Genomic DNA, 24,869 nt, shown 5'->3' with positions numbered 1-24,869 from the left:
AGTAATTCTGCAGCTTCAACGATTCCCGTATCATCGGCCGCGTCCTTCGTGAGCAAGCGGGCCCGGAAGCCGACCAAGCAATCAATGCCCTGCGCCAGTACCAGCAGACAGGCAGCGCCATTCCTGGCTACAAGCCCACGGCGGCGGAGGTGGCCCGCGTTCCCAGCCTGGCGGCGATGCAGCGCACGGCCACGGCGGTCAACCCGGTAGCGATGAATCGTCAGGCCACGATCAGCGCCAGCAACCAGGACGCGATCCTGCAGGAACTGGACGACCTTGCAGGCCGTGGTGGTGAGCGTGCCTTTACTGAAAGCACGCGCGAGGAAACTGCCCAGCGCCTCTATGACAAGGCGTTCAGTGCACCCATCGATCCGCAGCGCATCACGCCTGCCCTTCAGGGCCAGATTACTAAGCTGACGAACAAGCCTGCCATGCAGGCCGCAATGCAGCGCGCGCGTGAACTGGCGAAGAATGAGGGTCTGGACATCGCTGATCCTGCTGGATCACTCCGAGGCCTTCACTACAGCCTCCAGGAAATCGGCGGCATGGTGGGCGATGCCAAGACGCGCAACGAGAAGCGCATCTTGATGGGCGTGAAGAACGAGCTTGCCCGCATCTTGGACAAGATCAGCCCCGCCTATGCCAACGCTCGCGCGGAGTATGAGGCCCTGTCCAAGCCGGTGAATCAGTTTGAGTTGCTGGACACCATCGCCCAGCGCTCGACCACCGGTAAGGGCAACGCCACTTTGAGCAAGTTCGGCACGGCTGCGACGGACAAGACGGCTCAAGCCTTCTCGACCAAGCGCAATGCCACCCTAGCCGACATCCTGAACACCCAACAGTTGAACCGCCTGGGCAACGTGCGCGGCGCCCTGGAGGGCATCGACTTCTTGCAGAACGCCGGGCGCGGATCTGGCAGCGACACTGTGTCGAAACTCGCCACCTCCGCCCGCCTGCCTGGCGCTAGCTGGATGTCTCGTGTCCCCGTGGTGGGCGGGCCTGTCACTGGCCTTCTCAATCGCGGCCTTGACGCGGTCTACGCCAATGCAAACCGCCGCCTAGAGGAAAAGCTATCCATGGGTCTGCTAGACCCCGCCGACGCATTGCAACTACTGGAGGCCGCCCCTGTGGCTTCCGCCAAGGGGCCTGGGTTGCTCGGCGCCGGTGGGCGGAAGGTTTTGCCACTGGCTTTCAAGGCCGCCCCTTTGCTGCTGGCTCAGTGATCCAGCCCCGGGCGAGAGAGCCCGGACAGCGCAATCATTGAAGGAACACCATGACCATGCGCCGCGCCTTCCATGGCACCCCTGTGAATCGACTGATCGTTAGCGTTCCTCTGCCTGATGTGGAAGCGGTGGATAGCCTCCTGAGTACCCGAGGTGGCAAGCATCCTGCCAATGGCTGCCGAGCAGAGTTCATCAGGCTCGCTATCGCCGAGAAGCTTTCCCGCGATCTGATGATTAAAGCAGTCCCCAAAAGGGGGCCGTGAGCAAGTTCGGGGGCGGCGCAGATCAGCAGCAAAGGTCTAGTGATTGTTTTCCGACGCTCATGCGCGCGAGAGGTTCGATATGAACAGCCTGCCCGACTACACCACGGCCTGCCTGGAAACTGGCTACCGCCCCAACGATGCCGCCGCCCCTGCTGTTTTCGCTGAAATGGCGTGCATCCTGCGAAGCGCTGCGAGCCTCAGAACAGAGATGGAACAGGCCGTTCAGTCCATCCTGAGCATGAGCCCAAAGGGGCGGCGTGTGAAACGACTAGACAAGGCTCCAAAGCCCTATCAAGCGCTTGGGCTGGCGCTGGCAGCGTGACGCCCCTTCAGGGCTCGCTGCTGATGTGGAGCGTTCCGCGCGCGCACGCGAAGCAAGATCGTTGGCAAGCCGCGTTTTTCCATTTGATTTAGGAAAGGGAGGCCAGCCATGCCCCGCCCGATGACCCGCCTAAAGGTGGAGAGCTGCCGAAGCCTCGACGTTCGTAGACTGGCCCGAGAAGGCCTGCTAGATCCCAACGTCATGGGCTCGGCTGAATGGGTGTGGCGGGACGACTATGGCAATCAGACGGCTAGCGTGGGGATCGCGGCCAGCAGTGGCACGCTTCGCCTACGTTATGCAATAGGCGGCCTCGATGCGTCCCAGGTCGTCAGCGTCGAACGCACAGCCTGCGCGCTAGGTGGTGATCGCCCGTGGTTCAAATGCCCAGCCTGTGGCCATCGTTGTGCGCTGCTGCATCTGCGCCGTGGGCGCTTCGCCTGCCGCAAGTGCCAGGGGCTTGCCTACCTTTCGCAAGCCATAGATCCAGTGCAACGCATCTGGCGCAAGCAGGCCAAGCTGGAGCGACTTCTAGGCGAGGTCGGAGACAAGCCCAAGGGCATGCACTGGACAACGTATGACGCGATTGTTGAAAGCATCAACGCATGTGAGGATCGGCGGAGTGTGTTGCTGTTCGCCATGCTCAACCGCCTAGGTTTCACCATGGATGATCCTTTTGGTTGAGGCCTAGTCGTGATTTGACATTCATGGCATCTAGGACCAAGCCCGCCAGGCAAACCGTGAATTGGAACACTTTGGCCCAGTTAAGTCACCCCCTAAAAAATTCTCTGCATGGTAAAGGCAAATTCTATATATTGCCAAAAAATATGTGAGAGAAAGGGCGGGAGTCATGACTGATGAACTCTTGACTGAAGCTGTGCTCGAAACAGCCCGGGGCGACAACCTGACCACAGGAGCCTCAAAATCTTTTTCCATTCCGGATGTGATATATAGAAAAAACGACGGAACGATCACGAATAAAATTAGCGAAATCCAAATAACCATTTTATCCAATGGCCAAGCTTATATATCCTTCAACACTCATGGCTATGGCTACAGAACATCAAATAGCTACACACTCCCAGTTGAATTGAGTGTCTCGAACACACCAGTATTTAGATTGGATTACCAATTTTCAATTACGTGCGATGACAAACATCTGACCATAATGAAGTCGTTCGACTCCAGCATTTTTGATGCCGTCAACGAAGCTCAGATTAAGCCCCACAATCAGAAAATTAAACATTGCTAGCTACCGGGAGGGATCCGCATGCAAATACAGATCGAAGACATCATTTCGCCTCGTGACGGACGAGCATTTGATGTAAAAAAATATGATTTGATAGTTTTTTCGGGCCGCATCGGTATGGTTATTGGAAACTCTGCCCTAGAAAATGTATTTGGCCTCATCAACATTGAATGCAAGCCAAATGGCAGTTTCAAAAAAGGGGCCGGCTTAACAATTGGCTTTTTAGATCCGAGCGCGGATTTCCCCCCTGGCTCAGTAACTAGTGAACCGGACAGAATGGAGGCCACTATGTTCTTGAGTCACCACCAGATGAGCACGGTATCAACCTTGTTGCGAAGTGGCGGCGCGCGAGTAAGCATAAATACAGGTGGAGCAGATGCCTGCGCAATAATTTTCAATTCATAAATCAACACGACAAGGCAGGGGTTTCAGATGCGCAATCTTTCTTACTTTATCGGCGTCTACCTCTTGGCTGCAGCGAGCCAAGCTGATGCGCAAAACCTTCAATGTCCGGACATAGCCAAGACATTGAAAGAATATTCCATTGACTCTTCATCCAGCAGCTACCTCGGCGCAGTTTTTACACAGCACTGCCAAAGTGATGGTAGTCGCAAAAGCAGTGGTGGCGGCGTTGGGTTGGACGCAGTCGTAAAAGCCATCCCTTTAAAATTCACCGGTTCTTACACTACGAGCGACGAAGGGTTCTCGAATTTTTGCAAATCGTACGCGTCCCATGTCAGCACATCCAACGCCAGCGATAGCTACAAGGAAACAATTTCAAGAAAGGCGCTTGAAACTATTCAGCAATGCTTGACACTCCAGGCAAGCGGGGTGATCGTCACGCACGAAGTCAGCAATGTTGAATCAGCAAATTTTTATCTTCGAAACTCGGTAACTCAAAAACTAATGCTTGAAGGAATCTCTATTGCGGGAGATGTAAGCTGTACAGGCCAAGTTAATGGATCACGGAAGCAGTTCGACTCAAACATATCTGTTGACGTCAAATCAACCGTTAGTTTTGCATGTAAACGCGCGGGCCAAGCAAATGCGGTTAGCAGTGCAAAATCGTTCGGAGAGGCGATTGTTACGGTGCTGACAAATCAGGGCAACTACTCCCTTTTCTGGCCTCGCGACGAGCGACAAAGCGAAAGCATGGCGACAGCCATTGATAAACGAATCACGGCAGCTGAAGGAGATATCGCAATAACGAAGGCAAATGTCGCGCCTCTTGTTTTAGCCACGTCGATGCCCATTTACAAATGTCCTACTGGTGCTTTGGCTCATTACGATGCCCCGTGGATGTACGTCGGCTGCAACGGGCAAATATCATCCGAAAAGCAGTGCATTAACTACTGGTACCGGGACCGACAAGAATCTAGAGAATGTGTGCCTATCGGAAATATGCGTTTGTTTAAATAGCCGTACGTCAATACTATCAGGGTCGGACGAGCCGCACGGCTCGCCCCCTCCCATTGAACTGATCAGCACGCATAAGGTAGCGCCGGGCAGCCCAATAGCAGCCGCTAGAAGCGATCCGCCAGAGAGACGGCCCCGTTGTGTTGTTCACGTAGACCGCATCAGAACGGACTGCGTACTCCTTGCCGATCTTCTTGGGCCTCGGAATGATCTTGCCTTGGCGGGCCCAGCGGCGAAGCGTTTCATCTGACTTCGGGGCGCAGGAGCCGAATTGCTCATCGGCCCATTCACGTAGTTTCTGAAACTTCGCCATAGCCATCTCTAATTGCTCCTGAGAGGTTTTATCTTGGGGCGTCATGCTTGTCCGCCCGCCTAGGGCGGCGGCGGAGAGTCAAAGACTGCCCTAATCGACGCGCAGCGGCTAGCTCCCACCCTGCCCAGCCACTTGCTCAAGCTCGCGCTAACTTTGTGCCAAAGCATAGTGCCAAGGAGGCGCTAGAAGTGCCGCTAACCCGATATGGAAAACTGAATGGCGTACTCAGCGTAGATCGCTTCGGCATCAGCAAAAAACCTGGGAACTATGCAGATTGATCCCTCTGCCCCATCCTTTGAGCAAGGATAACGTCCCATCCATACAGCAGCCTCAGTGAAGTAGCCCAAAGCCAACTCGTGCTTCGTCACCAGATCGGTGCTGATCATGCCGGCGAGCTTTACCAAATCATGGGTTCCCAACTTCTTGGGGAAAGTCGCAGCCGGTGTCCACTCCTCTGCATTGGGATCACCGAAGTCTGCAAGCACGATGACGGCCTTGAAAAGGCACTCCAAGCCAAAGCCATAGAGCATTGACGTGACGCGATCCAGGTCTGCGCGATCTCGCATATCAACCGTGCTTGGGAACCGGTCACGACTGGCACGAGCGGCCGCAAATAGCGCACGTGAGTTGCGAAACCAAGATGCTGGGTTACTCACCCGTTGGGCAAACATGTGCTCGATAACATCGCGCGAACTCATTTCCATCGAAGGCCTCTACTTGTTTATGCTCATTTGTCCACGCATGGTTGAGCGGATCGTCGTCACCGCCTGATCTTGGTGAACCACCGATTGGGGTGCCATGCAGGCACGTCCTTTGGCGCTCTTGGGTCGGGAATCACGATAGGACTACGTGCGGGGAATGGGCGCTCTGTTGGCGCTGGCGCGACGTCTTCTGAGAAGGAGCGAAGACGAGTTGATGAGGGGTCTATGGCATCAGCGCTTGCAAGGGCCCAGGTCTTCCAGTCTTCATATCCATCGGGGATTTCTTCAGCCTCGCCCACCTGCCTATCGAGCTGGGCGACATAGCGACGCACGGCATCAGCGCGATGCCAAAGCAGGGCCTCCCGGCTTAAATCCGTTTGTCGGCGCCGCTCTTCCGCCCTCACACGTCGCAGTTCGGCTTGCTGTGCCTCGTAAGCGTTTCGCCTTTGAAGCTCGATAGCCTGAAGACGCGATTCTTCCTGCCAGCGAGCGGCGCTTTCCGTCTGAGCTTGATGCTTTCTCAGAATGGCCTTCAGGACAAGATCCATCTTGCCCTCAAGCTTCTCTTCTGCACCATCGCTCAGCGCCGGAGGCGGAGCCTGGGTGTCATCGAGGTGAAGGCGCAGGGCTCCGGTAGGGTGTCGCGTCTTCCGAGGATCTGTACCGCCATATGGGCTGATCCTTAGTCCTTCGACCTGCTCGAACTTCTCCGTCACGCGCACGTGCACTGTTTGGTCCGTGAGGGAGAAACACAACCGCTCGAACTCCTTTTCAATCGACACCTTGAACCCAGCAGACTCAACCTGGCGGCATAGCTGACTGAGGAGCAACAAGGCTCGGCGATATTGGAAGATCGAGATGCGAACGGCAAAGCGTTGGAGCGTGACCTTGAATAGATAGCCGTCATCAACCAGGCCGGCCCAGTTCTGGAAGCTGAAATCCCAATCGGGTTCGCTTGTGGGTCGTCTTGGCGGCTTGGGGTTCTCGTGCTTACGCTTTAGCTTCGCCACCTCCGCAAGCGCTCCGTTGAGCTTCTTTCCTAAAGGTTTCAACTTGGGGTGAAGGTCGTCCGGCCACTGAATCGGCAGCAGCCACTCGTCTATGCTCTCCGGAACTGATGGCTTCAGTTTTGGGCGAGGTTCGCGCTTGGTTCGCACGTCAGTGAACGGCGGGAGTGGGGGCGTTGACACCTCATGCCCAGCAGCAATCTTCGCCCAGTGGCCAGCCTTTGGGAGCGGCACCTGAAGCTTGACGCAAGCCTTCCGCAACCCTTGATCTGAGACCCCGTACTGCTTTGCCAGTGTGAGCATCGGCGTTTGCCAAACCTCCCGATAGAGCGTCTCCCGGTCATATGGTCTGCTTGCCGACATCTGTGCCCCGCTGCTAACGCAAGTTTTTGTCCGTCGATGCTATCCAAACTTCCAAATCTTGCCTAAGCCATCGGCGATTCTTCTGAGACATGTTTTGCCGTGGCCGCGGGAAGTCTGGGTGCTTAGTGATCACATCGGTGACGTAGCGGCGCTTGTAGCCAAGCAATGCGGCGATGTCAGCAGTGTTCAAGTAAACGCCGAAAGCCTGCGCGGGCGCAGGCACTGGAGACGCGTCCGGGAGGTTGGCTTTGCGCGATGGCAAGAGAGCCCTACTGCCGAGTTGAGCGCGGATCTTTTCGAGGTGGGCAGTCGCTTGAGCCCGTTGCTCATCAATCCAGTTCGACACGTCTTCCACATGGGCAAACCACTGGTTGCAGTCCTTCCACACGGGAATGCCTAGCGAACCGTCATAGACCTTGTTCTGCGCAGTTCGGAAGTCCATGCCCCGTAGATCGGCGATCTCCTGCAGGGTCATGCATGGCCGACCATCGAGCAACAGCAGCAAGGCAAAGAGTGTCTTCACGCTTCGGCCTCAAAAGGATTGACATGACCAAGTCCAGCCAGGGTGGGCTGCTGAACTAGCGGCCTGCTTCGGCCAATTTCTTCGGCGGGGCCCGCCTGCAAGAAGTCAGTGACGCGCTAGGGTAGCGAATCGGTGGGCATCATGTGAGTTGCTATCCTTTATCGGGACATGTTTCCTCCATAGAGCGACGGAAGTTCGCCCAACGGAACACCCGATAGACGGCATCAAGCCGCCGCCAGCACCGGCATGTAGACGCACCCGCTGATATAGACGCCCACCGTGACAGATGGCCGCCCATCCATCGCCCGTTTGGCAGATTGCCCATCCTCAGCACGGCTTATCTCTATTGAAAGTGCCGATAACGAAACCGGGTCAAAATTGCGTGAAAAAGCCGCCCGATGGCGGCCAGTGCTTCAGCGCCTTTGCATGAGAAATCATGCCTGAGGTCTTAACAAGCGATTGCTGAACCTTTTTCTTTCACCCACTCATCGACAATGTAGGCAAAGTCGCGCCATTTATCCAATGACGCCAGCTCGTCAGCGGTGATCTTCACAATTGCCAAGAGCCTGGGCAGATCTGCCTGGAACGCCTGATAAGCTTTTTGGACCTCGGCCTCGCCGCACAACGGCCGGCCTAGCCCGCTATGGCTATTGAGAAAACGTCGCACATTCGCAATCACCTTATTAGGATTGTTTTCGTGGATTTCGATGTCAACGCCGTTGATGTCACTCATTGTCTTTAAGTATTGAAACGGCACAGCATCCAAGATCAAAGCCTTTTTCTCTTTGTGCTTACGCGACCCTAATTTAATCGCGCCAAAGCACAAACCACATTCAAATGGCATGTTGAACCTCGGCAAACCACCTGCGGCAGCACTTGGTTCGACGCGACTAATATCATGAATGGATAGCCGCGATTCCGATATTATGCGAACTATCTTTTGCAATCGAAGTTCACCGCAATCTTGCACTTCCAACGCAGTGCGCGGCACAAAACCTAGAAACTGGACCGCGAAAGTTATGGCATGAAGCAGTGGCGCATACTCTACGTCAAAAGGACAATTTATGAAAACATTCCCGTCGTAATTTATTGTCATAAAAAAAGCTCTGTAAAAACAGAGCCTATTAAGTAAAGATATTTTTAAGCGGCCACTAGCTTCACCGCTGCCCTGATTTCTTCCACAGTCAATGTGTTCGGTTTGAAAGGCAAAGCCACAGCTCGTCGGGCCTTCTTAGCCCGATCTTTCGTGGCAATTTGGACTTTGATCTTCCTAAATGCAACTTTGTGAGCCTGAGAGCGTTTCGTCATAAGATTCCTCACTAGTTGTGGGATGAAGTCAGTGTGACATCGCAACAACAATAGCGTCAATCGAATAACCCCCCCTAAGTCAGTTACTTTGTGATAAAGCAACGCTCAAGTGAGGGGGCAACCCTCGACAGCAACGATCGGATCAAGTAGAGCAATGTGTATGCCCGCGACCCGTTCGCCAATCACTCATCTTTAAGATGGGCCGTAAGGTGGGAGCACACTTCGCAAAATAAAAAAGCCTAAGTGAATCAATCACTTAGGCTTCTTAATGGCGGAGAGGGTGGGATTCGAACCCACGGTACGTTGTTCACGTACGCCTGATTTCGAGTCAGGTACATTCGACCACTCTGCCACCTCTCCAATTCGGTGCACCGTGGTCTACGGCGTAGCCCGCCAGTATAGCAATGTTTTCAGGCTTTCCGATCAAGCCTTGAGCAACTCGGCGCCACCCAGATAGGGGCGCAGCGCCACCGGCACCTTGATGCTGCCGTCAGCCTGCTGGTGGTTCTCCAGCACGGCCACCAGCGCGCGGCCCACCGCCAGGCCAGAGCCGTTGAGCGTGTGCACCAGCTCGTTCTTGCCTTGCGCCGTCTTGAACCGGGCCTGCATGCGGCGGGCCTGGAAAGCCTCGCAGTTCGATACGGAGCTGATCTCACGGTAGGTGTCCTGCGCGGGCAGCCACACTTCCAGGTCATAGGTCTTGGCTGCGCCAAAGCCCATGTCACCCGTGCACAGGGAGACCACGCGGTAAGGCAGCTCGAGCTTTTGCAGCACGGCCTCGGCGTGGCCCACCATCTCTTCGAGCGCGGCGTTGCTCTGCTCGGGCGTGGTGATCTGCACCATCTCGACCTTGTCGAACTGGTGCTGGCGGATCATCCCGCGCGTGTCGCGGCCAGCGCTGCCCGCCTCGCTGCGGAAGCACGGCGTGTGGCCGGTGAGCTTGAGCGGCAGCTGTTCCAGCGGCACGATGGTGTCGGCCACGGTGTTGGTGAGCGTCACCTCCGACGTGGGGATCAGGTACCACTTGCTGCCCGAGGTCTCGCTGTCGCCCGAGGTGACATGGAAGAGATCCTGCTCGAACTTGGGCAACTGGCCGGTGCCCTGCAGCGCCGGGGCCTGCACCAGGTAGGGCGTGTAGCACTCGGTGTAGCCGTGCTCCTGCGTCTGCACATCGAGCATGAACTGCGCGAGCGCGCGGTGCAGCCGGGCGATGGGGCCCTTGAGGAAGCTGAAGCGCGAACCCGACAGCTTGGCGCCCATCTCGAAATCCAGGCCCAGCGGCTCGCCCAGGTCCACGTGGTCCTTGACGGTGAAGGCGTAGGTGCCAGGCGTGCCCCAGCGGCGCACCTCGACGTTGCCGGATTCATCGCTGCCCACGGGCACCGATTCCTGCGGCAGGTTGGGCACGGCCAGCAGCAGGGCCTGGATGTCGGCCTGGATGGCCTCGAGCCGCTCGGCGCTGGACTTGAGCTCGTCGCCGATGCCCGCCACCTGCGCCATCAGGGCATTCACCTCGGCCGTGGTGTCCTCACCCTTGGCTGCCCTGCCCTTGAGCTGGCCGATCTGCTTGGACAGGCTGTTGCGCTGCGATTGCAGCTCTTCCGTGCGGGTCTGGATCTGCTTGCGCTCGGCCTCGAGCGCACGGTAGCGGGCCTCGTCCAGGTAGGGCTGGGGGTTCTTGCGCAGGGCCAGGCGGGCGAGCACGCTGTCCAGGTCTTTGCGCAGCAGGGCGATGTCGAGCATGGTGTGTTTCTCTGGGATTCGAGCAGCGATTGTAGGGAATGGGCCGCGCGGCAAGGCATCGCCTGCGCGGCCCGTGCTCATCGGCTTGCGCGCGCGATGAGCCGATCGGGCCGTGTCAGGGTGCGGATCGCTCGGTGGGCAGCGGGCGGTCAAGCCCGGTGCCGCCCAGGCCCTTGGGCAGCGGGAAGCGCACGTGCTCTTCCACGCCCTGCATGCGGCGCACCGACAGCGCGCCCAGCTGCTTGAGCTGCTGGATGACCTGCTGCACCAGCACATCGGGCGCAGAGGCCCCTGCCGTGAGGCCCACGCGGGGGCGGCCTTCGAACCACGATTCGCGCAGGTCTTCGGGGCAATCGACCATGTAGGCGGGCGTACCCAGGCGCTCGGCCAGCTCGCGCAGGCGGTTGCTGTTGGAACTGGTGGGGCTGCCCACCACGATGACCACGTCCACCTGCGGCGCCATCACCTTGATGGCGTCCTGCCGGTTCTGCGTGGCGTAGCAGATGTCCTGCTGCTTGGGCTGGCGGATCTGCGGGAAGCGCGCCTTGATGGCGGCCATGATCGCAGCGGCATCGTCCACCGACAGCGTGGTCTGCGTGACCACGGCCAGCTTGGTGGGATCGCTCACCTGCACGCGCTGCACATCGGCCTCGTCCTCGACCAGGTAGATGCCTTCGGAGAGCTGCCCCATGGTGCCTTCGACCTCGGGGTGGCCCTTGTGGCCGATCATGATGAACTCGAAGCCCTCGCGGCGCAGCTTGGCCACCTCGATGTGCACCTTGGTGACCAGCGGGCAGGTGGCGTCGTAGACCTGAAAGCCCCGGCGGTCGGCCTCGCGGCGCACCTCCTGGCTCACGCCATGCGCGCTGAAGATCAGCGTGGCGCCGGGTGGTACATCGGCCAGCTCTTCGATGAAGATCGCGCCCTTGGCCTTGAGGTCGTTGACGACATAGGTGTTGTGGACGATCTCGTGGCGCACGTAGATCGGCGCACCGAACTGCGCCAACGCGCGCTCGACGATCTCGATGGCGCGATCAACGCCGGCGCAGAAGCCGCGCGGCTCGGCCAGCAGCACGTCCTGCACCTGGTGCGGCACGGGGGCGGGCGTGGTCGGTGGGGTCATGGTGGTGGTCACAGCACGCCGATCAGCTGCACCTCGAAGGTGACGCCCTGCCCGGCCAGCGGATGGTTGAAGTCGAACAGGGCCCAGGCGCCGGCCGGATCGAGCTCGCGCAGCACGCCGGCGAACTGGCCCTGGCCGTCGGGCGTGGGGAACTGCACCACATCGCCCACGTGCCAGGTTTCATCGGGATCGCCCAGTTCGCGCATCAGGCCCATGCCCACGCGCTGCAGCAGCTCGGGGTTGCGCGGGCCGAAGGCCTCGCCGGGCGCCAGCTCGATGGTGGTGCGCGTGCCTTCGGCCAGGCCGATCAGGCGGGACTCCAGATCGGGCGAGAGCTCACCCGATCCCAGCGACAGCGTGGCCGGCTTGTCGTTGAAGGTGTTGACCAGGTCCGCGCCGTCGGGGCCGGCCAGACGGTAGTGCAGGGTCAGGAAGGATCCGGGCTGAACGGTGGGAGCGGCAGTGGTCATGAGGACACGCCCACCCCCTTAGGGAGGATGGGCCGATTGGAGAAGCGAAAGCACAATTTTAGGTTTACATGACGACTCAGGGATGCCACTTCATGAAAGACCTGCCCGCCGCGATGCGGCCACGCGAAAAATTGCTGGCCATGGGGGCCTCTGCCCTCGCCGACGCCGAGCTGCTGGCCCTGCTGCTGCGCACCGGCCTGAAAGGCCGTGGCGTGCTGCAGATGGCGCAAGGCATGCTCGATGAGCTGGGCGGCATGGCCGGGTTGCTGCACGCCCCGCCCGCCAGCCTGATCCGCATCAGGGGCCTGGGGCCGGCCAAGCGGGCCGAACTGCTGGCGGTGGCCGAGATGGCCCGTCGCGGGCTCAACGGCCGCCTGCGCGAATCCCCCGTGTTCGACTCGCCCCAGACGGTGCGTGACTACCTGCAGATACGCATCGGCAGCCTGCCGCATGAAGTTTTTTCCGTGCTTTTTCTGGATGCGCAACACCGGCTGGTGGCCGATGAGGAAATGTTCAGGGGCACGCTGAATCAAACGAGCGTTTACCCACGAGAAGTCGTCAAGCGCGCACTGGCACACAACGCGGCCGCTGTGATCCTGGCGCACAACCACCCCTCGGGCGTGCTGGAGCCTTCACGCGCCGACGAACTGCTCACACAGACGCTCAAGAGCAGCCTGTCGCTGGTGGATGTGCGTGTACTGGATCACTTCGTGGTGGGACACACCGGCGTTGTGTCGTTCGCCGAGCGCGGATTGCTCTGAAGGTGTTGTAGGCTTGCGGACGTGAGCCCACCCCGTTCCAAGCCCGCCGCACCGACCACGCTCAACGACTTTGCCGACTTGAAGAAGGCATTGCGATCGGCCGCGCGTGAAGCCGCCGCCAGGGCCGAGGCTGAGAAAGCCGCCCGCGCGGAACGAGAAAAGGCCCAGCAGCAACGGGCCAACGAGAAGGTGCTGTTCCAGCAATCCGTCGGCCCGGTGCACCGCCTGCCCGACAAGAACCTGGCCCAGGCCCGCCGCACACCGCCCGAACCCCTGCCCCAGCACCGCCAGAAGGATGAGCAGGCCGTGCTGGTGGAATCGCTCTCTGACGAGTTCGATGTCGAGACGCTGCTGGAAACCGACGAATCCCTGGCCTTTCGCCGGCCTGAGCTCGGGCCAGATGTGCTGCGCAAGCTGCGTCGCGGCGTGTGGGCGCTGCAGGGCCAGGTGGATCTGCACGGCCTGCGCAGCGAAGAAGCCCGCCTGGCATTGGGCCGCTTCCTGCGCGATGCGCAGGTGCGCGGCTGGCGCTGCGTGCGCGTGGTGCATGGCAAGGGGCTGGGATCGCCGGGCCGCGTGCCGGTCATCAAGGACAAGGTCAAGCGCTGGCTGGTGCAGAGCGACCGGGTGCTGGCCTTCGTGCAGGCCCGGGGCGATGAAGGCGGTGCCGGCGCGCTGGTCGTGCTGCTGCAGTCGACCAGCACGTCGACGCAGGCGCAGGAAGCCTGAAAGGCCGCGGGCGTTTAGACGCCCTTGTTGCGCATCCAGTCTGCCGTCTGGAAGAAGGCCTTTTGCAGGCGCTCCTGCAGCACCGGATCCAGCGCCAGCTCCTGCATGGCCTGGGCCATGCACGCCAGCCACTGGTCACGCTCGAGGATGCCGATGGAGAAGGGCATGTGCCGCGCCCGCAGGCGCGGGTGGCCGAAGCGCTCGATGTAGTGGCTCGGCCCGCCCAGCCAGCCGCTGAGGAACCAGTAGAGCTTGTCGCGCGCCGATGAGAGATCGGGCGGGTGTGCGGCCCGCAGCGCGGCGTAGCCGGGCTCCAGGTCCATCAGGTCGTAGAAGCGGTCGACCAGGGCGCGCACGGCGGCATCGCCGCCCACCCAGTCATAGGCCGTGGCCGGCTGGCTGCCGTCGGCGGCCGGGGTATCGTCGTCAGGGGAAGTCATGGCCGGCACTGTAGCCGCAAGCAAGCCACCCGGCCGCCCACGGGCAGCCTGGGATGGCCGTCAGTTGCGGCTGTTGAGCTTGGTGGCGATCTGCACCACGCCCTGGGAGGCCGGGCAGCCCGGGTGCAGCTCCAGCAGCAGCGCACGACGTTGCACGGCACCACGCACATTCACGTCGAGCGGGATGTCGCCGAGGTAGCTGAGTTTGGGCGAGGTGCCCGCAGGCGTCAGCACGAAACGCTCGACCACCTGCTGCAATTGCTGGCAGATCACGCGGCCTTCGCCCGTGCGGTTCACCTGGTTGATCACCATGTGCAATTGCTCGCGGCCCTGTTGCGCTGCCAGCACCTTGATGGTGGCATAGGCATCGGTCATGGAGGTGGGCTCGGGCGTGGCCACGACAATCACCTCATGGGCCAGCGACAGGGCGAACAGCACGACATCGGAGATGCCGGCACCAGTGTCGAGCAGCAGCACGTCGAAGCGCGGCGACACCTTGGCGATGATGTCCATCAACTGCTCGCGCACCTCGGAGGTCAGGCGGGAGTACTCCACCAGGCCGGAGCCGGCCAGCAGCACGGAGAAGCCGCCGGGTGCCGGCAGGATGGCTTCTTCCAACTGCGCCTTGCCAGTGAAGACGTCGTGCAGCGTGATCTTGGGATAGAGGTTCAAGACCACGTCCAGATTGGCCAGGCCCAGGTCGGCGTCCAGCACCAGCACCTTCAGGCCCTGTCGGCTCAAGGCCGCTGCCAGGTTGGCGCTGAAGAAGGTCTTGCCTACGCCGCCTTTGCCGCTGGTCACGGCCAACGTGCGTGCCAGTCGCACGGTGGGCGGGGCGGAGGTCAGCTCGGGTTCGGTCATGATCGCGGTCATGGATAGGTCATCGGCAGTTAGTCGACCGAACCTAAGCCCTCTTCGACACCAGAGAGTGCGTCAGATTGCCCAAACGCGCCGAACAGCAAGCCTTTTTCTTCGGCGCTGACGACGGTGAGCGGGGGCATTTCCAGACAGGTGAGGTTGCGCCCTTCGGCCTTGGCGCGGTAGAGTTGCTGGTCGGCCCGTTCGCTCCACAGGGCCGCGGACGAGCGGACCCACTGTGGCGCAAACGCGCCGCCCACGCTGACGGTGATGTTCAAAGCCTGACCACCGATCAGGGCGACCGGCTGGGACGCGACCTTCTTGCGGATGCGCTCGGCCACCGCCTGGCCAAAGGCCGGAGGGCAGTTGGGCAGGATGATGGCGAACTCTTCGCCGCCGATGCGGGCGACGGTGTCCATCGGGCGCACGCACTCCTGCAAGGTGGCGGCCACGCTCTGGATGACGACATCACCGGCGGCATGGCCGTGGCTGTCGTTGACCCTCTTGAAATGGTCGATGTCCAGCACCAGCAGCAGGGCCGGCTCGCCGGCACGGGCGACACGGTCGACCTCGCGGGCAATGGCCACCTCGAACTGGCGGCGGTTGACCAGGCCCGTCAGGGCGTCGCGGCTGGAGACCTCGCACAGGCCATCGATGATGGCCTGCAACCATTCCTGCGAATCGGGAGCCAGATCGTCAGGGAGCACCCATCCCGCCTGCTGAAGCAGGTTGAGGGCCAGATCCAGCCTCAGACCACCATCCTGGGCAACAGCCCGATCGAGGTCGACTTCTGGACAGGGAACAGCAGGCAGCATGGTGGAGGCGATGGCACACGCTCCGGGATTGGGCGGAGATGGGGGAAAGTCTAACAGTGCCCGAAAAACTCGACGCGGGAATTAGCGGGATAAACCCCCATTGTTGATGCAATGTCACCACCATGGCACGCGGCGCTCAAGCGTGCGTCCTATTTGTCGATATGAACCGGAGCACAGGAATCTCCCTGTCCCGCCCCTCGCCGAGCCTGCCCTGCAAGAATGATGAACGCCCAGCCCCGTGACCCCATCGGCACCGCCCAGGACCGCGAGTTCAATTTCAGCACGCGCGATTTCGACCGCGTGCGGGCCCTGATCTACCAGCGCGCCGGCATCCATCTGCACGAAGGCAAGCAGGCGATGGTCTACAGCCGGCTGTCGCGCCGCCTGCGCGACACCCAGCACCAGTCCTTCGACAGCTACCTGCAATGGCTGGAGCAGACCTCGGGCGACACGGCCCAGCGCGAGTGGCAGGAGTTCGTCAACTGCCTGACCACCAACCTGACAGCCTTTTTCCGGGAAGACCACCATTTCCACACCTTCGCCGAGTGGCTCAAGGCGCATGGCACCGGCAAGAGCATCCGAATCTGGTGCTGCGCGGCCTCCACCGGCGAAGAGCCCTATTCCATTGCGATGACGGTGGCCGAGACCCTGGGCCTGCACGCCAGCGTGAAAATCATGGCCAGCGACATCGACACCAATGTGCTGCAGACCGCCTCGCGCGGGGTGTACAACGTCGACTCACGCGGTCTGTCGCCGGCGCGCCTGCGCATGTTCTTCCTCAAGGGCAAGGGCGGCAACGAAGGTCAGATCCGCGTCAAGCCCGAGCTGGCACGCATGATCGAGTTCAAGCCCTTCAACCTGATGCAGACGCACTGGTCGATGGGCGAGCCCTTCGACGTGATCTTCTGCCGCAACGTGATGATCTATTTCGACCATGCGACACAACGCAAGGTCCTCGAGCGCATGCACGGCGTGATGCGCCCCCACGGGCTGTTGTTCGTGGGCCATTCTGAAAACTTCACCGATGCGCGCGACTTGTTCAAGCTGCGCGGCAAGACGGTGTATGACAAGGTCTAACCCCGCCGGGAGCACAAGCGCATCATGATCAGCCCCTACTCCAGCAGTTCAGCCCGCCTTGGCGGACAAGGGCTGCATCCTGGCGCATCCACGGTGGGTAATGCCATCGCCGCGCACAAACGCGACCGGCTGGCCCGCCTGAAGGCCCGCACGCCCAAGCCGGGCGAGGCCTCGTTCTTCTTCTACGAGGCGCATTTCCAGTCCGATGCGGTGAAGATCCTGCCCGGCGAGTACTTCGTGCATGACGAAGACCTGCTGATCATGACGACCCTGGGCTCGTGCATCGCCGTGTGCCTGTGGGACCGCCAGGCCCACGTCGGTGGCATGAACCACTTCATGCTGCCCGACAGCGGCGGCAACGGCAACGATTCCGGCCGCTACGGTTCGTACGCCATGGAACTGCTGATCAACGAGTTGATGAAGATGGGCGCCAGCCGCATGACGATGGAGGCGAAGGTCTTCGGCGGTGGCGCGGTGCTTTCGGGCATGAACAGCCTGAACGTGGGCGAGCGCAACACCGCCTTCGTGATGGACTACCTCAAGACGGAGCGCATCCCCATCGTGTCCAAGGACGTGATGGACGTGTACCCCCGCAAGGTGTGCTTCTTCCCGCACAGCGGCAAGGCCATGGTCAAGCGACTGGCCCCCAGCAACCCGGAAGCCCTGGTGGCCCAGGAACGCGCGGCCCTGCAGAAGGCCGCCACGCCCGCCTCGAGCGGCGGCGGTTCCGTGGACCTGTTCTGAACCTGACAAGACGATTCGAGAGGCCGACCATGGCAAAGACACGAGTGGTGGTGGTGGACGATTCAGCGCTGGTGCGAAGCCTGCTGGCCGAGATCATCAACCGCCAGCCGGACATGGAGTGCATCGGTGCCGCAGCCGATCCGCTCGTGGCACGCGAAATGATCCGCAACCTCAACCCCGACGTGATCACGCTGGACGTGGAGATGCCCAAGATGGACGGCATCGACTTCCTGTCCAAGCTGATGCGGCTGCGGCCCATGCCGGTGGTGATGGTGTCAACGCTGACCGAGCGCGGCGCGGACGTGACGCTCAAGGCGCTGGAGCTGGGCGCGATCGACTTCGTGGCCAAGCCCAAGATCGGCGTGGCCGACGGCCTGCGCCAACTGTCGCACGACATCACCGACAAGATCCGCGTGGCCTCGAAGGCGCGCATCCATCGCCCACCGCCTGCACCGGCCTCGATGATGAGCACCGGGGCGCATGCGGTGCCGACCGCGCATGGATCGTCCGGCAGCGGCGCACACCACCCGGCCCCCCGCCCACCGGCCGCACCCCGTGTGACGCTGGCCTCGCTGGGCCGGCTGTCCACCGAAAAAATCTTCTTCATCGGCGCCTCCACCGGCGGCACCGAGGCCACCAAGGAGGTGCTGACCGCGCTGCCGGCCGACTGCCCGGCCGTGGTCATCACCCAGCACATGCCGCCCGGCTTCACGCGCAACTACGCCGCCCGCCTGGACGGCCTGTGCAAGATCCGCGTGAAAGAGGCCGAGGATGGCGAGCGCATCCTGCCAGGCCATGCCTACATCGCGCCCGGTGGCCTGCACCTGAGCGTCGAGAAATCCGGCGCCAACTACGTGGCCCGCGTACGCGACGGCGACCCGGTCAACCGCCACAAGCCCAGCGTGGAGGTGCTGTTCAAATCAGCCGCCGCCTGCGTGGGCCCGAACGCCATCGCCGTCATGCTGACCGGCATGGGCGCGGACGGCGCCACGGCCATGCGCGAGATGCGCGATGCCGGCGCCTACTGCGTGGCCCAGGACGAAGCCACCTGCGTGGTGTTCGGCATGCCGCGCGAGGCCATCGCGGCCGGCGCCATCAACGAAGTGCTGCCTCTGCCCAAGATCGCCGCGCACATCATGGACCACCTGCGCAGCACGGCCGGCTCGATGCTCAGCCGCGTCTGATCAAGGGCGGCCCACGAAGATCATCAGCACGGGCCGCACGCCTTGTGCGGCACCGATGGCCGCGAACACCGGGCCCAGCGAGGTGTCTGCCCCCAGGTACAGGCTCATGCCGTGGCGCCAGCGGCCTTCTTCGGACTCGCTCCATCGCTGCCAGGCATTGCCGGCCTCCAGGCTGCCGCCCAGGTACACGCCGCGCGTCAGCGGGGCCGTGGCCAGGCGCACGGCGTAGCCGGCACGCACCAGCGCCACCTGCTGGCCACTGAGCTGGTCGGCCGCGTAGCCCGACAGCTGCTGAAAGCCGCCCAAGCCGTAACGCGGCAGATCGGGCAATGCACCGGTGGCCCCGGCCACGCGCGCAGCCACCTGGAAGATGTGGGGGCCGACACTGGCCGCCGCCTGGGCGTTGAGGTCCCAGCGGCTCATGTGTCCCTTGGCGGCCTGCGACAGGTCACTGCCATTGCGCTCACCGTTGACATACAGCCCCTCGACGCGCCAGCCCTGGGTCGGGAAGTAGGCACTGTCGAGCTGGTCGAACACGCCGCGCAGGCGAAAGCCTTTTTCCGTCCAGCGCTGCGTGGTCTGCACGCCCTGCCAACGCGCAGAGATCAGCTCGGGCTCGTCGCGACCCCATTGGTTGGACCAGCCCAGACGCACCTCGCCCAGCTCGCGCCAGGTCAGGCCCACGTCCGCACCCAACGAGCGTGACACCGTGGACAAGGCCAGCACGGGCTTGTCGACCGGGTCGGTGTAGACGTCCGTGCTGCGGCGCTGCAGGCCACCGTTGACGGCCACGAAAGCCCGCAGGCCATCGGGCATCTGCCAGCCCATCGGCCGGTACCACTCGGTCAGGATCGACGGGGTCGAGCCCAGGCGGACGAAGTTGCGCCACTCGGCGCCGCTGTCATCGAGCCAGTGGCGGTTGTGCACCAGCTTGAGGTTGAAGGCACTGCGACCTTCGGTGTCGGCCGAGAAATCCAGGCCCAGCTGGATGTAGTCCGGCCCCCAGGGCTTGTCCTGCAGGTCGAAGACCAGGCCTTCGCCCTCGGGCATGCGCTCCAGGCGGTAGTCGGTGCGCAGGTAATCGCCCGTGGCGGCCAGGCGACGCAGGTCACGCTCGGCACGGCCCACGTCGAACTCTTCGCCAGCGCGCGTTTCCAGCGTGTCGGAGATGGTTTCGGGATGGGTGCTTTGTGATCCGTTGAAACGCACCTCACGCAGCGGGCCGGCCTTGGGCAGGGGGCGGGCCTTGCGCTGGGCCTGCCAGCGGGCGTACTCGGCCTCGCTGACCTTCATGTCCTGCATGCGCAGCACCAACGCCTCCGCCTGGATCTCGCCCTGGACCATGAAATCGCGGGCGCGGTTGAAATCGCCCGCCGTCAAGCCATCGAGCGTGGGCGCGATCAGCACATCCCGCGGCGTGAGCGTGGCCAGGTTGCGCTGCACGTTCTGCTCGGTGAGGATGTTGATCATCTGCGCCGTCACGCCGGTGAACGAGGACAGCGTGTCCCGCTTGGACAGCGGCGTGCCGATGTTGACGACGATCAGGCGCTCGGCGCCCATGGCGCGGGCCACATCCACCGGTGTGTTGTTGACCAGGCCGCCATCTCCGAGGATGCGGCCCTTGACTTCCACCGGCGCGAACACGCCGGGCACCGACATGCTGCTGCGCAGGGCCGTGGCCAGGTCGCCGTCCTTCAGGATGACGGGCTGGCCGGTTTCCATGTCGGTGGCCACGGCCCGGAAGGGCGTGGGCATCTGGTCGAAATCGGTGTACTGACGCGCCGGCAGGGTCAGGCGGCGCAGGTGGGCTTCCAGGCCATGGCTGGAGACCGGTCCCAGCGGGGCGCGCACGCCATCCGCCCCGACGCCCAGTTCGAACAGCGGCGCCACCTCGAAATCCTGCTCCTTGCGCCGCTGCGACAGCTCGCGTCTCTCCACGCGGGACGCAAAGACATTGTCCCAGTCCAGGCGCAGCACCTCTTTCTCCACCTCGCCCGCGGTCATGCCCGCGGCGTAGAGACCGCCCACGATGGCCCCCATGGAGGTTCCGGCAATCACGTCGACCGGGATCCGCTCGCGTTCGAGCACCTTGAGAACGCCCACATGGCTGAGGCCGCGCGCGCCGCCACCAGACAAGACCAGGCCGATGCGCGGACGAGCCGGCTCCTCATGCGCCAGGGCGTGAAGGGGCAACACCGAGGCGGTCAGGACCACCGTGATCAAAGCCACCAGGAAAAACGGCCCGGTGCGAGAGAACAGAACTTTCATGGCAGGGGATTGTGCAGGGTCGGGTGCGGCAGACGCCACGCGGGGCTCGCCAGTTCATGAAAAAGGCCGCCCAAAAGGCGGCCCTCTGCATGGGTGGTGATTGCGAGCCCGTCAATGCCCGTGCCCGACCTTCTCGCCTGCCTTGAGCTTGTAGACCGTCCCGCAGTAGGCACAACGGGCCTCGCCCGTCGTCGCCACATCCAGATAGACCTTGGGATGGTTGCTCCACAGCGTCTGCTTGGGGTTGGGGCAGAACACCACGCCGGGGCCCTGCAGATCGGCGGCCGTCACTTCGACCACGGCCTTGGGGGTTTGCACGTTCGCGCTCATCGTGAACTCCTGTTGACGCTCGGAAAGATCAGACCTTGGTCAGCCACTCGGCGTACTTCGGGTTGCGTCCGTTGACGATGTCGAAGAACGCGGCCTGGATCTTCTCGGTGATGGGGCCACGCGAGCCCTGGCCGATCTCGATGCGGTCCAGTTCGCGGATGGGCGTGACCTCCGCGGCCGTGCCCGTGAAGAAGGCCTCGTCGCTGATGTAGACCTCGTCGCGGGTGATGCGCTTTTCCTTGAGCTCCAGGCCCAGGTCCTTGCAGATCGCGAAGATGGTGTTGCGGGTGATGCCGTTGAGGGCGCCGGCCGACAGGTCGGGCGTGTACAGCACGCCGTCCTTGATGATGAACAGGTTCTCGCCCGCGCCTTCGGAGACGAAGCCGGTGCTGTCCAGCAGCAGGGCCTCGTCGTAGCCGTCTTCGGTGGCTTCGAGGTTGGCCAGGATGGAGTTGCTGTAGTTGCTGACGGCCTTGGCCTGCGTCATGGTGATGTTGACGTGGTGGCGCGTGTAGCTGGAGGTCTTGACGCGGATGCCGCGCTTGAGGCCTTCTTCGCCCAGGTAGGCGCCCCAGGGCCAGCCGGCCACCATCAGGTGCACCTTGGCGCCCTTGGGGCTCACGCCCATCTTCTCGGAGCCCAGCCACACCAGGGGACGCAGGTAGCCACTTTCCAGGTTGTTGGCCTTGACCACGTCGATCTGCGCCTGCATCACCTGGTCGAAGGTGTAGGGGATCGTCATGCGCAGGATCTTGGCGCTGTTGAACAGGCGCTTGGTGTGTTCCTGCAGACGGAAGATGGCCGTGCCCTGCGCGGTCTTGTAGGCGCGCACGCCTTCGAAGGCGCCGCAGCCATAGTGCAGCGTGTGGGTCAGCACGTGGATCTTGGCGTCGCGCCACTCCACCAGCTCGCCGTCCATCCAGATCTTGCCGTCGCGGTCGTCCATCGACATGGGGTATTCCTTTCGGGGACTGCCCGGATGCACCGAGGTACCGGGCCGCCCGCCACGACAAGGGCGAGAGGAACCATGCGGCCGGGGCGGTGGGCGGGCGTCAGACTGTCGATTCTAACGCCGCCAGCGCTCGCGGGCTGCCTGGGGATCTTCCCGCGCAGCCCAAGCGCGGGGAAGGTGCACGCATTCAGCCTGGGTGATGCGCCCCTGCCAGGGCGTCCAGGAAGGCCCTCACCGGCCGGGAAGGCTCGGGCGAACGCCGCGTGATCGCCACGAAACGCACGCCGTACATGCACTCCGGGTGCGCCACGCGCTCGATCAGCCCATCGCGCACGAAGGCCTCTGCATAGTGGTCGGGCAGGAAGCCCACGTAGCGACCCGACAGGATCAGCAGGGCGATGGCCTCCTGGTCGCTGGCCGTGGCCTGGCGGCGCAGGCTGAAGCGGTGGGTGGCCTCCATGTTGGGCGAGTGGAAGGCCAGGGCCGCGTGGTCGCAGGCCTGCAGCTGGTCCCACGCCAGCCGCGCATGGTCGCGGCCGAACAGCGGGTGCTGCCGGCCGCAATACAGGTACATGGTCTCGTCGAACAGCTCCAGGTAGTCCAGGCTGTCCGAGCGGCGGTGGTCCGGCACGATGCCCAGATGCAGCCGCCCGTCGATCACGCCAGATTCGATCTCGTTGAGCGAGGCCACGGTGAAATCGAGTGCCACGCTGGGCGCCGTGCCCCGGAAATCCCGGATGGCCAGGTCGATGTGCGCCTGCGGGTTGGTGATGGTCTTGTCGAACAGGCCGATGGACAAGGTGCCGACCAGCTCGGCATGCATCTCGCTCACGTCATTGCGAAAGCCATCCATGGCGTCGAGCAGGCGCTGGGCACCGTCATAGACGCGCTGGCCATCGGGCGTGAGCGCGAAGCCGGCCCGCCCGCGCCGGCACAGCACCAGGCCCAGCCGCGTTTCCAGATCCTTCAGGTGCCGGCTGACGGTCGAGCGGCCGATGTTGAGTTCCAGTTCGGCCGCGGACAGGCCACCGCACTCCACCACCACCTTGAAGATGCGAAGCAGCCGGATCTCCGAATCACTGACTTGGCCGAGCAGGGCCTTCTTGACCATGAAAGTTTCAATCCTATGCAAGCAAGCGGCGATAGATGCCTGTTTATTAGAACAGACAGGCTGGTCACAATGGCCTGAATTCTTCACCTGGCGCCCACCTCTGCGCCCAACAGACCGCACACCGCCATGGACCTGAGCGACCTGCCCTCCCCTGCCCCCGTGCCTCTGAGCGCCGCCCAGCTCGACGCGCACTGGATGCCCTTCACCGCCAACCGGCAGTTCAAGCAGGATCCGCGTCTGCTCGTGAGCGCCCGTGGCTGCCACTACCGCGACGCCGATGGCCGCGAGATCTTCGACGGCCTGTCGGGCCTGTGGACCTGCGGCCTGGGCCATGGCCGCGACGAGATCGCCCAGGCCGTCGCCCGCCAGGTCAGCACGCTGGACTATGCGCCGGCCTTCCAGTTCGGGCACCCGCTGTCCTTCCAGCTGGCCGAGCGCATCGTGGGCCACATGCCCGAGGGCCTGGACCACGTGTTCTTCACCGGCTCGGGCTCTGAAGCGGCAGATACCTCGCTCAAGATCGCGCGGGCCTACTGGCGCCTGAAAGGGCAGGCCAGCAAGACGCGCCTGATCGGCCGGCTCAAGGGCTACCACGGCGTCAACTACGGCGGCATCAGCGTGGGCGGCATCGGCGGCAACCGCAAGCTCTATGGCGAAGGCTTGCAGGCGGACCACCTGCCCCACACCCTGCTGCCGGGCAATGCCTTCACGCGCGGCCTGCCGGACGACGGCGCGCACTTGGCCGACGAGCTGCTGGAACTGATTGCCCTGCACGATGCCTCGAACATCGCCGCCGTGATCGTCGAGCCCTTCTCCGGCTCGGCCGGCGTGATCGNGCCCTGCACGATGCCTCGAACATCGCCGCCGTGATCGTCGAGCCCTTCTCCGGCTCGGCCGGCGTGATCGTGCCGCCCAAGGGCTACCTGCAGCGCCTGCGCGAGATCTGCACGTCCCACCACATCCTGCTGATCTTCGACGAGGTGATCACCGGCTTCGGCCGCACGGGCGCCTGGACAGGCGCCGAGGCCTTCGGCGTCACGCCCGATATCCTCAACTTCGCCAAGCAGATCACCAACGGCGTGATCCCGATGGGCGGCGTCGTCGTCAAGGGAGAGATCCACGACGCCTTCATGGCCGCCGGGGGCGCAGAGCACCTGGTGGAGTTCCCGCACGGCTACACCTACTCGGCGCACCCCGTGGCCTGCGCCGCGGCCCTGGCCACGCTGGACGTGCTGGAACAAGCCGACGGCCCCGGCCTGGTACGCACCTTGGCACCGCATTTCGAGAACGCCGTGCACGGCCTCAAGGGCCGGCGCCACATCAAGGACATCCGCAACATCGGCCTGGCCGCCGGCTTCACGATCGATTCGTTGCCAGGCGACCCGGCACGCCGCCCCTTCGAGATCGCGATGCGTTGCTGGCAGCAGGGCTACTACGTGCGCTTCGGCGGCGACACCATCCAGCTGGCGCCGCCCTTCATCTCTACCCCGGATCAGATCGATGCGCTGGTGGCGGTGCTGGGCGATGCCCTTGACCAGCAGGCCTGAGCCCTTCCGCGACAATCCTTCCAACACACGCC

At 62.6% G+C, this 24,869-nt stretch carries 27 protein-coding genes, 1 tRNA gene and 1 pseudogene; 13 read left to right on the top strand and 16 right to left on the bottom strand.

Features of this window, described 5'->3' with window-relative positions; translation table 11 throughout:
* The first annotated feature begins 149 nt into the window (after positions 1–149).
* The 7 genes from EIP75_RS02170 to EIP75_RS02140 all read left to right on the top strand — a co-directional run bounded on the left by EIP75_RS02170 (position 150) and on the right by EIP75_RS02140 (position 4,473).
* On the top strand, positions 150–1,223 hold the full coding sequence (locus EIP75_RS02170) for a hypothetical protein (protein WP_125241552.1): 1,074 nt from the start codon (positions 150–152) through the stop codon (positions 1,221–1,223).
* Positions 1,224–1,273: 50 nt separating this feature from the next.
* Complete coding sequence (locus EIP75_RS02165) at positions 1,274–1,486, top strand: toxin-antitoxin system protein (RefSeq protein WP_125241551.1); 213 nt, start codon at positions 1,274–1,276, stop codon at positions 1,484–1,486.
* Between the two features lie 79 nt (positions 1,487–1,565).
* On the top strand, positions 1,566–1,808 hold the full coding sequence (locus EIP75_RS02160; protein WP_125241550.1) for a hypothetical protein: 243 nt from the start codon (positions 1,566–1,568) through the stop codon (positions 1,806–1,808).
* A 108-nt stretch (positions 1,809–1,916) separates the two neighbouring features.
* A complete protein-coding gene (locus tag EIP75_RS02155) occupies positions 1,917–2,489 on the top strand; it encodes a hypothetical protein (RefSeq protein ID WP_125241549.1) in 573 nt (190 codons plus the stop codon).
* Between the two features lie 166 nt (positions 2,490–2,655).
* On the top strand, positions 2,656–3,057 hold the full coding sequence (locus tag EIP75_RS02150; RefSeq protein WP_125241548.1) for a hypothetical protein: 402 nt from the start codon (positions 2,656–2,658) through the stop codon (positions 3,055–3,057).
* Between the two features lie 18 nt (positions 3,058–3,075).
* A complete protein-coding gene (locus EIP75_RS02145; RefSeq protein WP_125241547.1) occupies positions 3,076–3,459 on the top strand; it encodes a hypothetical protein in 384 nt (127 codons plus the stop codon).
* Positions 3,460–3,486: 27 nt separating this feature from the next.
* Entirely contained in the window at positions 3,487–4,473 is a 987-nt protein-coding gene (locus EIP75_RS02140; protein ID WP_125241546.1) for a hypothetical protein, read from the top strand.
* A gap of 16 nt (positions 4,474–4,489) precedes the next feature.
* On the opposite strand, the gene EIP75_RS02135 is transcribed toward EIP75_RS02140, so the two are convergent.
* From EIP75_RS02135 to EIP75_RS02095, 9 genes are all read right to left on the bottom strand, one after another.
* A complete protein-coding gene (locus EIP75_RS02135) occupies positions 4,490–4,828 on the bottom strand; it encodes an excisionase (RefSeq protein ID WP_233584633.1) in 339 nt (112 codons plus the stop codon).
* A 149-nt stretch (positions 4,829–4,977) separates the two neighbouring features.
* Positions 4,978–5,487 carry a hypothetical protein gene (locus EIP75_RS02130; RefSeq protein ID WP_125241545.1) on the bottom strand — a complete coding sequence of 170 codons (510 nt, stop codon included), beginning with the start codon at positions 5,485–5,487 and terminating at the stop codon, positions 4,978–4,980.
* Positions 5,488–5,543: 56 nt separating this feature from the next.
* Positions 5,544–6,641, bottom strand: a complete 1,098-nt coding sequence (locus tag EIP75_RS02125; protein WP_125241544.1) for a hypothetical protein — start codon at positions 6,639–6,641, stop codon at positions 5,544–5,546.
* 226 nt (positions 6,642–6,867) lie between these two features.
* Positions 6,868–7,377 carry a hypothetical protein gene (locus tag EIP75_RS02120; protein WP_125241543.1) on the bottom strand — a complete coding sequence of 170 codons (510 nt, stop codon included), beginning with the start codon at positions 7,375–7,377 and terminating at the stop codon, positions 6,868–6,870.
* A gap of 448 nt (positions 7,378–7,825) precedes the next feature.
* The gene (locus EIP75_RS02115) at positions 7,826–8,473 is read right to left on the bottom strand and encodes a hypothetical protein (RefSeq protein ID WP_125241542.1); all 648 of its coding nucleotides are present in this window, start codon (positions 8,471–8,473) and stop codon (positions 7,826–7,828) included.
* Between the two features lie 481 nt (positions 8,474–8,954).
* Positions 8,955–9,045 (bottom strand) — tRNA-Ser (locus EIP75_RS02110).
* A gap of 63 nt (positions 9,046–9,108) precedes the next feature.
* Positions 9,109–10,428, bottom strand: a complete 1,320-nt coding sequence (gene serS / locus EIP75_RS02105; RefSeq protein ID WP_125241541.1) for a serine--tRNA ligase — start codon at positions 10,426–10,428, stop codon at positions 9,109–9,111.
* A gap of 115 nt (positions 10,429–10,543) precedes the next feature.
* Positions 10,544–11,551 (bottom strand): 4-hydroxy-3-methylbut-2-enyl diphosphate reductase, encoded by a 1,008-nt coding sequence (ispH, locus tag EIP75_RS02100; RefSeq protein WP_125241540.1) that lies wholly within the window; start codon positions 11,549–11,551, stop codon positions 10,544–10,546.
* A gap of 8 nt (positions 11,552–11,559) precedes the next feature.
* On the bottom strand, positions 11,560–12,021 hold the full coding sequence (locus EIP75_RS02095; RefSeq protein WP_125241539.1) for an FKBP-type peptidyl-prolyl cis-trans isomerase: 462 nt from the start codon (positions 12,019–12,021) through the stop codon (positions 11,560–11,562).
* A gap of 92 nt (positions 12,022–12,113) precedes the next feature.
* Here EIP75_RS02095 and radC point away from each other — a divergent pair, with 92 nt between their 5' ends.
* The gene (gene radC / locus EIP75_RS02090; protein WP_125241538.1) at positions 12,114–12,782 is read left to right on the top strand and encodes a RadC family protein; all 669 of its coding nucleotides are present in this window, start codon (positions 12,114–12,116) and stop codon (positions 12,780–12,782) included.
* 21 nt (positions 12,783–12,803) lie between these two features.
* Entirely contained in the window at positions 12,804–13,511 is a 708-nt protein-coding gene (locus EIP75_RS02085) for a Smr/MutS family protein (protein ID WP_125241537.1), read from the top strand.
* 14 nt (positions 13,512–13,525) lie between these two features.
* Here the strand turns inward: EIP75_RS02085 and EIP75_RS02080 are convergent, their stop codons facing one another.
* The 3 genes from EIP75_RS02080 to EIP75_RS02070 are packed head-to-tail and all read right to left on the bottom strand — an operon-like array spanning position 13,526 to position 15,516.
* Positions 13,526–13,951 (bottom strand): group II truncated hemoglobin, encoded by a 426-nt coding sequence (locus tag EIP75_RS02080; protein ID WP_125241536.1) that lies wholly within the window; start codon positions 13,949–13,951, stop codon positions 13,526–13,528.
* A 60-nt stretch (positions 13,952–14,011) separates the two neighbouring features.
* The gene (locus EIP75_RS02075; protein ID WP_125241535.1) at positions 14,012–14,824 is read right to left on the bottom strand and encodes a MinD/ParA family protein; all 813 of its coding nucleotides are present in this window, start codon (positions 14,822–14,824) and stop codon (positions 14,012–14,014) included.
* A 17-nt stretch (positions 14,825–14,841) separates the two neighbouring features.
* The gene (locus EIP75_RS02070) at positions 14,842–15,516 is read right to left on the bottom strand and encodes a GGDEF domain-containing protein (protein ID WP_233584632.1); all 675 of its coding nucleotides are present in this window, start codon (positions 15,514–15,516) and stop codon (positions 14,842–14,844) included.
* Between the two features lie 330 nt (positions 15,517–15,846).
* On the opposite strand from EIP75_RS02070, the gene EIP75_RS02065 reads away from it, so the two are divergent.
* From EIP75_RS02065 to EIP75_RS02055, 3 genes are read left to right on the top strand one after another with little or no spacing between them, the layout of a single operon-like run.
* Positions 15,847–16,701 carry a CheR family methyltransferase gene (locus tag EIP75_RS02065; RefSeq protein WP_233584631.1) on the top strand — a complete coding sequence of 285 codons (855 nt, stop codon included), beginning with the start codon at positions 15,847–15,849 and terminating at the stop codon, positions 16,699–16,701.
* Positions 16,702–16,725: 24 nt separating this feature from the next.
* Positions 16,726–17,445, top strand: coding sequence for a chemoreceptor glutamine deamidase CheD (cheD, locus tag EIP75_RS02060; protein ID WP_125241532.1), 720 nt, complete (start codon positions 16,726–16,728; stop codon positions 17,443–17,445).
* Positions 17,446–17,474: 29 nt separating this feature from the next.
* Positions 17,475–18,629 carry a protein-glutamate methylesterase/protein-glutamine glutaminase gene (locus EIP75_RS02055; RefSeq protein ID WP_125241531.1) on the top strand — a complete coding sequence of 385 codons (1,155 nt, stop codon included), beginning with the start codon at positions 17,475–17,477 and terminating at the stop codon, positions 18,627–18,629.
* Here the strand turns inward: EIP75_RS02055 and EIP75_RS02050 are convergent, their stop codons facing one another.
* The 4 genes from EIP75_RS02050 to EIP75_RS02035 form a co-directional block, all read right to left on the bottom strand.
* Positions 18,630–20,897: a patatin-like phospholipase family protein gene (locus EIP75_RS02050; protein ID WP_125241530.1), complete on the bottom strand. Its 2,268-nt coding sequence runs from the start codon at positions 20,895–20,897 to the stop codon at positions 18,630–18,632. It abuts the gene before it with no gap.
* Between the two features lie 111 nt (positions 20,898–21,008).
* Positions 21,009–21,227, bottom strand: a complete 219-nt coding sequence (locus EIP75_RS02045; protein WP_125241529.1) for a zinc-finger domain-containing protein — start codon at positions 21,225–21,227, stop codon at positions 21,009–21,011.
* Between the two features lie 28 nt (positions 21,228–21,255).
* Positions 21,256–22,179 carry a branched-chain amino acid transaminase gene (locus EIP75_RS02040; RefSeq protein WP_125241528.1) on the bottom strand — a complete coding sequence of 308 codons (924 nt, stop codon included), beginning with the start codon at positions 22,177–22,179 and terminating at the stop codon, positions 21,256–21,258.
* 187 nt (positions 22,180–22,366) lie between these two features.
* Complete coding sequence (locus EIP75_RS02035; RefSeq protein ID WP_125241527.1) at positions 22,367–23,290, bottom strand: LysR family transcriptional regulator; 924 nt, start codon at positions 23,288–23,290, stop codon at positions 22,367–22,369.
* 126 nt (positions 23,291–23,416) lie between these two features.
* Here EIP75_RS02035 and EIP75_RS02030 point away from each other — a divergent pair.
* A pseudogene (locus EIP75_RS02030) lies at positions 23,417–24,837 on the top strand (aspartate aminotransferase family protein).
* The last annotated feature ends 32 nt before the right edge of the window (positions 24,838–24,869 follow it).

It is taken from the genome of Aquabacterium soli, from assembly GCF_003933735.1.
Taxonomy (GTDB): Bacteria; Pseudomonadota; Gammaproteobacteria; order Burkholderiales; family Burkholderiaceae_C; genus Aquabacterium; species Aquabacterium soli.
This window is presented reverse-complemented; position numbering and strand designations above follow the sequence as displayed.

What these genes read in the sequence shown, in the direction of transcription:
- EIP75_RS02165 (WP_125241551.1), top strand. Translation starts at nt 1,274, where the DNA reads ATGACCATGCGCCGCGCCTTCCATGGCACCCCTGTGAATCGACTGATC.
- EIP75_RS02160 (WP_125241550.1), top strand. Translation starts at nt 1,566, where the DNA reads ATGAACAGCCTGCCCGACTACACCACGGCCTGCCTGGAAACTGGCTAC.
- EIP75_RS02155 (WP_125241549.1), top strand. Translation starts at nt 1,917, where the DNA reads ATGCCCCGCCCGATGACCCGCCTAAAGGTGGAGAGCTGCCGAAGCCTC.
- EIP75_RS02150 (WP_125241548.1), top strand. Translation starts at nt 2,656, where the DNA reads ATGACTGATGAACTCTTGACTGAAGCTGTGCTCGAAACAGCCCGGGGC.
- EIP75_RS02145 (WP_125241547.1), top strand. Translation starts at nt 3,076, where the DNA reads ATGCAAATACAGATCGAAGACATCATTTCGCCTCGTGACGGACGAGCA.
- EIP75_RS02140 (WP_125241546.1), top strand. Translation starts at nt 3,487, where the DNA reads ATGCGCAATCTTTCTTACTTTATCGGCGTCTACCTCTTGGCTGCAGCG.
- EIP75_RS02135 (WP_233584633.1), bottom strand. Translation starts at nt 4,828, where the DNA reads ATGACGCCCCAAGATAAAACCTCTCAGGAGCAATTAGAGATGGCTATG.
- EIP75_RS02130 (WP_125241545.1), bottom strand. Translation starts at nt 5,487, where the DNA reads ATGGAAATGAGTTCGCGCGATGTTATCGAGCACATGTTTGCCCAACGG.
- EIP75_RS02115 (WP_125241542.1), bottom strand. Translation starts at nt 8,473, where the DNA reads ATGACAATAAATTACGACGGGAATGTTTTCATAAATTGTCCTTTTGAC.
- serS (WP_125241541.1), bottom strand. Translation starts at nt 10,428, where the DNA reads ATGCTCGACATCGCCCTGCTGCGCAAAGACCTGGACAGCGTGCTCGCC.
- ispH (WP_125241540.1), bottom strand. Translation starts at nt 11,551, where the DNA reads ATGACCCCACCGACCACGCCCGCCCCCGTGCCGCACCAGGTGCAGGAC.
- EIP75_RS02095 (WP_125241539.1), bottom strand. Translation starts at nt 12,021, where the DNA reads ATGACCACTGCCGCTCCCACCGTTCAGCCCGGATCCTTCCTGACCCTG.
- radC (WP_125241538.1), top strand. Translation starts at nt 12,114, where the DNA reads ATGAAAGACCTGCCCGCCGCGATGCGGCCACGCGAAAAATTGCTGGCC.
- EIP75_RS02080 (WP_125241536.1), bottom strand. Translation starts at nt 13,951, where the DNA reads ATGACTTCCCCTGACGACGATACCCCGGCCGCCGACGGCAGCCAGCCG.
- EIP75_RS02075 (WP_125241535.1), bottom strand. Translation starts at nt 14,824, where the DNA reads ATGACCGCGATCATGACCGAACCCGAGCTGACCTCCGCCCCGCCCACC.
- EIP75_RS02065 (WP_233584631.1), top strand. Translation starts at nt 15,847, where the DNA reads ATGAACGCCCAGCCCCGTGACCCCATCGGCACCGCCCAGGACCGCGAG.
- cheD (WP_125241532.1), top strand. Translation starts at nt 16,726, where the DNA reads ATGATCAGCCCCTACTCCAGCAGTTCAGCCCGCCTTGGCGGACAAGGG.
- EIP75_RS02055 (WP_125241531.1), top strand. Translation starts at nt 17,475, where the DNA reads ATGGCAAAGACACGAGTGGTGGTGGTGGACGATTCAGCGCTGGTGCGA.
- EIP75_RS02050 (WP_125241530.1), bottom strand. Translation starts at nt 20,897, where the DNA reads ATGAAAGTTCTGTTCTCTCGCACCGGGCCGTTTTTCCTGGTGGCTTTG.
- EIP75_RS02045 (WP_125241529.1), bottom strand. Translation starts at nt 21,227, where the DNA reads ATGAGCGCGAACGTGCAAACCCCCAAGGCCGTGGTCGAAGTGACGGCC.
- EIP75_RS02040 (WP_125241528.1), bottom strand. Translation starts at nt 22,179, where the DNA reads ATGTCGATGGACGACCGCGACGGCAAGATCTGGATGGACGGCGAGCTG.
- EIP75_RS02035 (WP_125241527.1), bottom strand. Translation starts at nt 23,290, where the DNA reads ATGGTCAAGAAGGCCCTGCTCGGCCAAGTCAGTGATTCGGAGATCCGG.